We start from the raw sequence: 5,961 nt of genomic DNA on the forward strand, positions 1-5,961 counted from the left end.
TCGGAGAGGGTCCAGTCGGGATCGGGGACACTGTCGGGCCCTTCCTCCATGAAGCGGCGGATGTACTCCCACCAGCGGATACCCTCTTCGCGGTGGAGCAGCTGGTTGCCGACCTCGAAGCGGTCATAGTAATACCTGCCGGAGGGATCGGCGGCAGTCATGGTCAGGACGTAATAGGTGACCTTTCCCCTGCCGGTTTCCAGGACCTGTGCCGTGAGGGCGTCCCAGTCGTAGCTGCGGGGTCCACCGAAGCGGGGCGTGTAGAACACGTGCACCTGTCGGGTGCGGCGGTTGAAGCGGATGGGGGCGTGGCGGTAGGTGAACCAGTCGTTCTTCAATGGGAGGTTAAGGATGAAAATATCCATTGCCCCCCCTAGGATCACGATGACCCCGATTGGGAAAATTAGGGACAGCCTCTCAGGATCGGAAAAAAAATAGAAAATCAATAAAAAAAAGGCATATACCATAAAAATATTGATCCCGACTAGGGGTATCCCCATACCTGCTGTAAAAAATCCCCTCAAAAAACGTTCCTTAGTATGCGAAGTTTCGAGGTAGACGTCGTTTTGCCGGTATGTGGAAATGGCGTCGTACACCTCGTCGGTCGCCCGCTCCCCGTGGGGCAGGGTACGCCGCAGACTGTAGTCCAGTCTCAGGGGCTGCCTGAACCAGTCGGTGCCCCGGTCCCGGTCGCGATAGTCCAGGTCGTATTCGTTAATCATGGCGCTGCCTGATGTAGCCGAGGTCCTCGAGCTCGTCCAGGGCCGCCTGGAGGTCCTCGAACCGGGGGGCGTCCCCCGTCCCGAACACGCACCGGCGGAGCCACTTCTCCAGGCCGTCAGGCGCGAGGGACCAGGTCAGCACCCCCACGCCCAGCAGGACCCATCCGAGATATGAGCTCACCGCCGCCCACCCGCCCCGCGAGATGAGGAATCGGCCGATCATCGCCGTGCTTCCAGAGGATGTGCTGACGGTTTGAGCCGAAGCCCAAAGCGATGTGATTCCGAAGACCGTGGATAGTGCGGCGGTGGAAAGATACAGCGCCGCCATTGTTCCTTCGTTTTCGTCCTTGGCCCGTATACCCTCGACGAATGCCCAGTACCCGCCGATCCAGGACGCCACCGCGGCACCGATACCAACGAGCCAGGTCAGGGCATTGAAAAGCGGGCTGCCCGGCGCGGCCGTCTTGAACAGGATGTCCCGTGCCACGCTCGCGAGCGCGCTGGTCAATGCCCCGCCGGTGGCGACCAGGGCGCTGACGCGCTCGGCGGAGACCGCGTCGTCCTCGTCGCCATCGCCAAGGGTCGTGATTACCGCCCAAGCGTTGATCAGCTCCAGGCCCACCGCGAACAGCCCGCCCCAGGTATCCGGCGTCAGGGTACGGTTCAGCCGTGCACGCAGCCGTCTCAGGGCCGCCTCCCGGTCCAGTTCGAGGAGAGCCGGCCCCGGTGGATGGGCATCGTCGGGGATCATGGCCCAGAGCATCCCTCTGACCGAGTCGTTTCGCGGCGGCTCGACGGGGTGTTGGGGTACGAGCCCCTGCCTGTTGCCGCGCATGGCCTGAATGGCGACCTCCTCGCGCCAGAGGCTGTCTTCGTAGACCTCGGCGAGCTGTCCGGCATCGGCGGGGAAGAAATGCAGTGCGGTGCGGATGCGGTATCGTGCCCAGCCCACGGCCTGCCACAGCCGCGCGAGCCGGTCGTTGGCGATGTGGGTCGCTTCCACGGCACCCAGCCGGCTCGCCATGATCCCGACGACGTCGGCGATGAGGTTCTCCAGGGGGGTGCGGTTGGCCGGTGTCTTCTCGAGCAGGCCACTGAGGGGGCCATAGATCTGGCTGCCCCACTGCGCCGCACCACTGACGTACGCCTCAATGCGTTCGAGCAGCGACTGCTGGTTGAGGAACAGGGCGCGCCAGATAAAGGACCCGGGGTCGTGCAGCGGCCGATCGAGTATCCCGGAGAGGACTTCCCTGCCCTCGCCAGTGGCACTGGTGCCGGTGAACGCCGCCGCGACCGCGGCCTCGTAGGCCTCGCCGTCACCGCTGAGCGTGGTGTCGTAGGTCATCAGGGCGGCGGTGAAGTCGCCGCCGGAGAGCCATTGCGCGTGGTCCCGGGCGCGCACGGTGACTGCTTCGCGCAGCGGCTTGCAGTGTTTCTCGTACTGCGCCTCGAATGCCTGGCGGGCGGCCTCGTCGTAGCATTCGAGGTAATCCGCCCAACTGAGTTCGACAGTGCGCTCGTGGTAGGCCTCGGCATTGTCGGGCCGCTGCGCGCGGCGCTCGGCGAGCTCGGCCCGGGCCCGGGCGAGGCGTTCGCGCTGCCAGGCGGGCATGCGGTCCAGGAGTGCCGCCTGCTCCGCCGCCGGCCGCGCCTCGAAGTCCCGGGCGGCACGCAGATTGAGGTCTACCGGCGGCGCATTGCGGATTCGCTCGACGTTGGCGTCGGCACGCCGGCCGGCCCGCTCCGCCTTGATCCGGCGGAATCCGGTGATGAGCTCGGAAGTGGCCTTCTTCTCGAAGACCGCCTCGCTGTGTGTGTAGGCCTGGAGGCGCTCGGCGGCGTTGTTGCGGAACTGGTTGAGCGCGGTGGTGATGCCGATGGGGTCCTCGATCGCCAGGAGCGCCCCCTTGTCGATGAATTCGGGCGTATCGCGCACGGTCCAGTTCATGCGCTCGCGCAGCTGTCCGGCATCGTGGAATGCCCGGGCGGTGACGCCCGGGCCGGGGAAGCAGTCCCCCTGAGACTGCGTCCCGCCATCGGTGGCGGCGAACTCGGGGACGTACGTGGCGATGTCGTCGGGGGACGTCGCGGATATGCCGTGCTGTCGTGCCAGCCATCTGCCCACGTCGAACGCCTGCATGCACCGGTCACGCAGGTTGTCCCGGTTGGCAGCCATGGTCTCGAGCGTCGCCGCGCTCCAGAGATGATCGGAATAGGCGAGGTAGACCCACCCGGCCTCGCGTGCCTCGGGAATGGTGATGAACAGCGAGGAGTAGTTCCGTGCCGTGACGTTGCAGGGCGTGGTGACGTGGGCGTTCTCGGCGGCCGTCGGTGCCCGGCCCAGTGGCGGGAATTCGCACAGCCGGGCGTCGCTGGTGATCATCCACGCCTGCCAGCGTTCCCGGGTCGCGTCGAAGAGATACAGGTAGCCTTCGCGGAGCAGCCGCAGCCCGTACCGGCTCTGCTCGAGAGGGGGGAAGTGGGTGGCCGCGTGCACGAGCATGGGTTGAGGTAGCTCCAGCCCCTCGCCCCCGTCGGGCGGGTCCACGACGGCGTAACGCACGGGCAGGATGGGTAGCCCGACCCGCTCGCAGAAGGGGCACTCGTATGTGCGCGTGCCCGCCGCCGTGTACCGATCCACCATATCCACTACGTCGCCCGGGTCGATGAATGCCGTCATGTCCGCGCTCCCCTGCTCTCTTCGGCGATCCGTCGCCAGTCGTGCGTGCCCCACGTCCGTGTCAGCGCCCGGTAGTCTTCGCCCTGGCGGCAACGCGCGAGGACATGGCGCATGACCGGGTGACGGTGGAACGAATCCGTGCTGCCTAGACCGTGCAAGGCGAATGCTATGCGCGAGCCCGGATCGGTGATGCCCTCGCGGTGGGCGACGGCGAGCAGGCGGTCGAGGCGGATGATGGCGTTATCCGTCCATGACGCGATGCCGGTACGCGGCGTGCACACCGCCAGCGTCCGGTTGACCAGGCCGATGCGGTCGATGGCATCCCACTGTTCCGGCGCCAGGGCGCGCTCGCCGGACCGGTGGGCGCCGTCATGGGGGGAGGCGTGACGGATGCAGCCCGTGCGCCCCACGAACAGCCAGTGATCGACGGGGCCCAGTAGCGCTGCCAGCTGGGTGTCGCTACAGAGGCTCAGCAGCCGCTCCATGACCCGCGGATCGTAGTAGCGCAGCAGGGCCGCCCGTCCGGACGGTTTCGTCTGCCGTAGCTGACGGCTCAGGTAGCGGGCGACGCCCTGCACTGCGCCTGCGAAGATCAGCCAGCCGCATACCGGGCGTGGCTCGTCGGGCCGGGGCGGTGACGCACAGTGGGCCTGCAGTCTCGTCCATATCCGCTGGGGCGTGCCCGTGACGGGCTGCAGGCGCAGTCGCTCGGCCGGTGGCTGATCGGTGAATGGATTGACGACGGTCTCGCAGGCCTGCGGGCTGGCGTTCCCCGGACCGGGGTCCGAGGTCGCCGGGTCGATCAGCTCGTACAGCGCCCCGCCCTGCAGCAGTCCGGACAGGTCGTGGTGATTGACGAGGGTGTACGGCTGCGTACCGCTTGCCGCATTCATTCCTCCACGCCCCCCTCGCCGCTGGCGGCGGCGGAACGGCCTTTCCAGGGACACAGGCCAGGATCGTCGTCCGGCAATACCGGTGTGGTGGTTTCCTGCTCGACGGGCCCGCTGAAGCTGTGCTGGGCGCCGTTGATGCTCACGCGCCCGGGGGCGTGGAGCTCGATGTTGCCGTTGCGGATGCGCACGCGGGCGCCGCCGCAGGTGAGCACGATCTCCTTGGCGCCGGCGAGGTCGATTTTCCGCTGCGAGGCGCTCGCCTCGACGTCCTTTTCGGCGGCGATGCCGATGTTGCCGGTGTGTGCGTGGACATCGACGTTGCCGCGTGCGGCGAAGAGCTTGATGCCGGCGCGCTGGACGAACAGCGAGAGGCGGCGGGTGATGGCGGCGACGAGGCTGCCGCCGGTGGCGATGTTGACGTCCTCGCCGCTGGAGACGCTGAGCGCGCCGCCCTGGGCGAGGTGGGTGGAGGCGGGGGTGGTTGCGGTGATGCCTGCCGGCGAGGCGAGGTGCAGCCAGGGGGCGCGGAGCCCGGGGGTCTCGCCACGCCCGCCGGACTCGCTGGCGCGGCGGGCGCTGGACTGATCGCCGCCGGCGCTGACCTGCTCGCTGTTGCCGTAGGCGTGCTCGGCGTCCTCGCCGGCGCGCTGGAGATCGGCGTGCGCCTCGAGCGCCTCGGCGCGGTGGGCGGTGGCGCTCCCGGAGAGGCGCTCGGCGAGGCGGTGGGCGCTGGCGAGCTGCTCGCGCGCGGGGGTGAGGTCGAGCTGGTCGCCGCCGGCACCGGGCTGGCCCCAGGTGGTGAGGTAGAGGCCCTGGTTGGCGCGCACGGCGCCGAAGGCGTCGGAGCGCAGCTCGAAGCCGTTGCCGCGCAGCGCGCCGCGGTGGTTGTCGCGCTGGTGGATGAGGTAGCCGAGGTTGAGCTGGCTGGCGGCGTGGTCGCTGGCCAGGCGCAGGCGCTGCTGGCCGGTGGCGTCGTCGAAGACGAGCTCGTTGTGGCCGCTGGCGCGGTAGGCGCGGGAGCGCAGCCCCGAGAGCAGGCCGTTGCTGTGCCACGGCGGCGGGGTGGCGGCGTTGAACACGCGCGCGGTGACCAGCGGTCGGTCGGGGTCGGCGTCGAGGAAGTCGACGAGCACCTCCTGGCCGACGCGGGGGGTGAACACCGCGCCCCAGCCGGCGCCGGCGCTGGGTTCGGCGACGCGCAGCCAGCAGCTGTCGCGCTCGTCGCCGCGCGCGAGGCGGTCCCAGTGGAAGCGGACCTTCACGCGGTTGAGGTGATCGGTGTGGATCTCCTCGCCCTCGGGGCCGACGACGGTGGCGGTCTGGGGGCCGGCGAGCACGGGGCGGGGGTGCTCGAGCGCGGGGCGGTAGGGGATGTGGGCGCGCTGGGCCTCGAGGGAGACGAGGTAGTGGCCGGTGCCGGCGCTGCGGTAGTCCTCGCGCTCGTCGCCGTGCGCCTCGAGGCCGTGGGCGCGGCGGGCAGCGTCGATGTCGGGCTGGAGGCTGCCGGGCAGGGCGCGGAGCGCGGGGCTGACGGGCAGGGCGTTCTCGGCGTGGACGCTGAGGGCGAGCACGAGGAAGTGGCGCTCGGCCTCGCCGCCGGTGTCGTGGAGCGGGTGCTCGGTGAGCTCGAAGCGGTGGCCGGCGAGCAGCTGGCGGGCGCCGCCGG

At 69.1% G+C, this 5,961-nt stretch carries 4 protein-coding genes; all 4 read right to left on the bottom strand.

Going from position 1 to position 5,961, the window contains the following annotated elements:
- On the bottom strand, nt 1-365 hold a 365-nt coding region (locus tag C516_RS21445; RefSeq protein WP_211210654.1), incomplete at its 3' end, for a DUF6708 domain-containing protein.
- A gap of 349 nt (nt 366-714) precedes the next feature.
- Nucleotides 715-3,402, bottom strand: coding sequence for a T6SS effector BTH_I2691 family protein (locus tag C516_RS0117865; protein ID WP_018719786.1), 2,688 nt, complete (start codon nt 3,400-3,402; stop codon nt 715-717).
- Nucleotides 3,399-4,295 carry a DUF4123 domain-containing protein gene (locus tag C516_RS0117870; RefSeq protein WP_018719787.1) on the bottom strand — a complete coding sequence of 299 codons (897 nt, stop codon included), beginning with the start codon at nt 4,293-4,295 and terminating at the stop codon, nt 3,399-3,401. The genes C516_RS0117865 and C516_RS0117870 overlap by 4 nt, the downstream gene beginning before the upstream one ends.
- The coding region (locus tag C516_RS20195) for a type VI secretion system Vgr family protein (protein ID WP_018719788.1) at nt 4,292-5,961 on the bottom strand (1,670 nt) is incomplete at its 5' end. The genes C516_RS0117870 and C516_RS20195, both read right to left, overlap by 4 nt.

Origin of the sequence: Arhodomonas aquaeolei DSM 8974 (assembly GCF_000374645.1) — a bacterium.
In the GTDB taxonomy this organism is placed as follows: domain Bacteria; phylum Pseudomonadota; class Gammaproteobacteria; order Nitrococcales; family Nitrococcaceae; genus Arhodomonas; species Arhodomonas aquaeolei.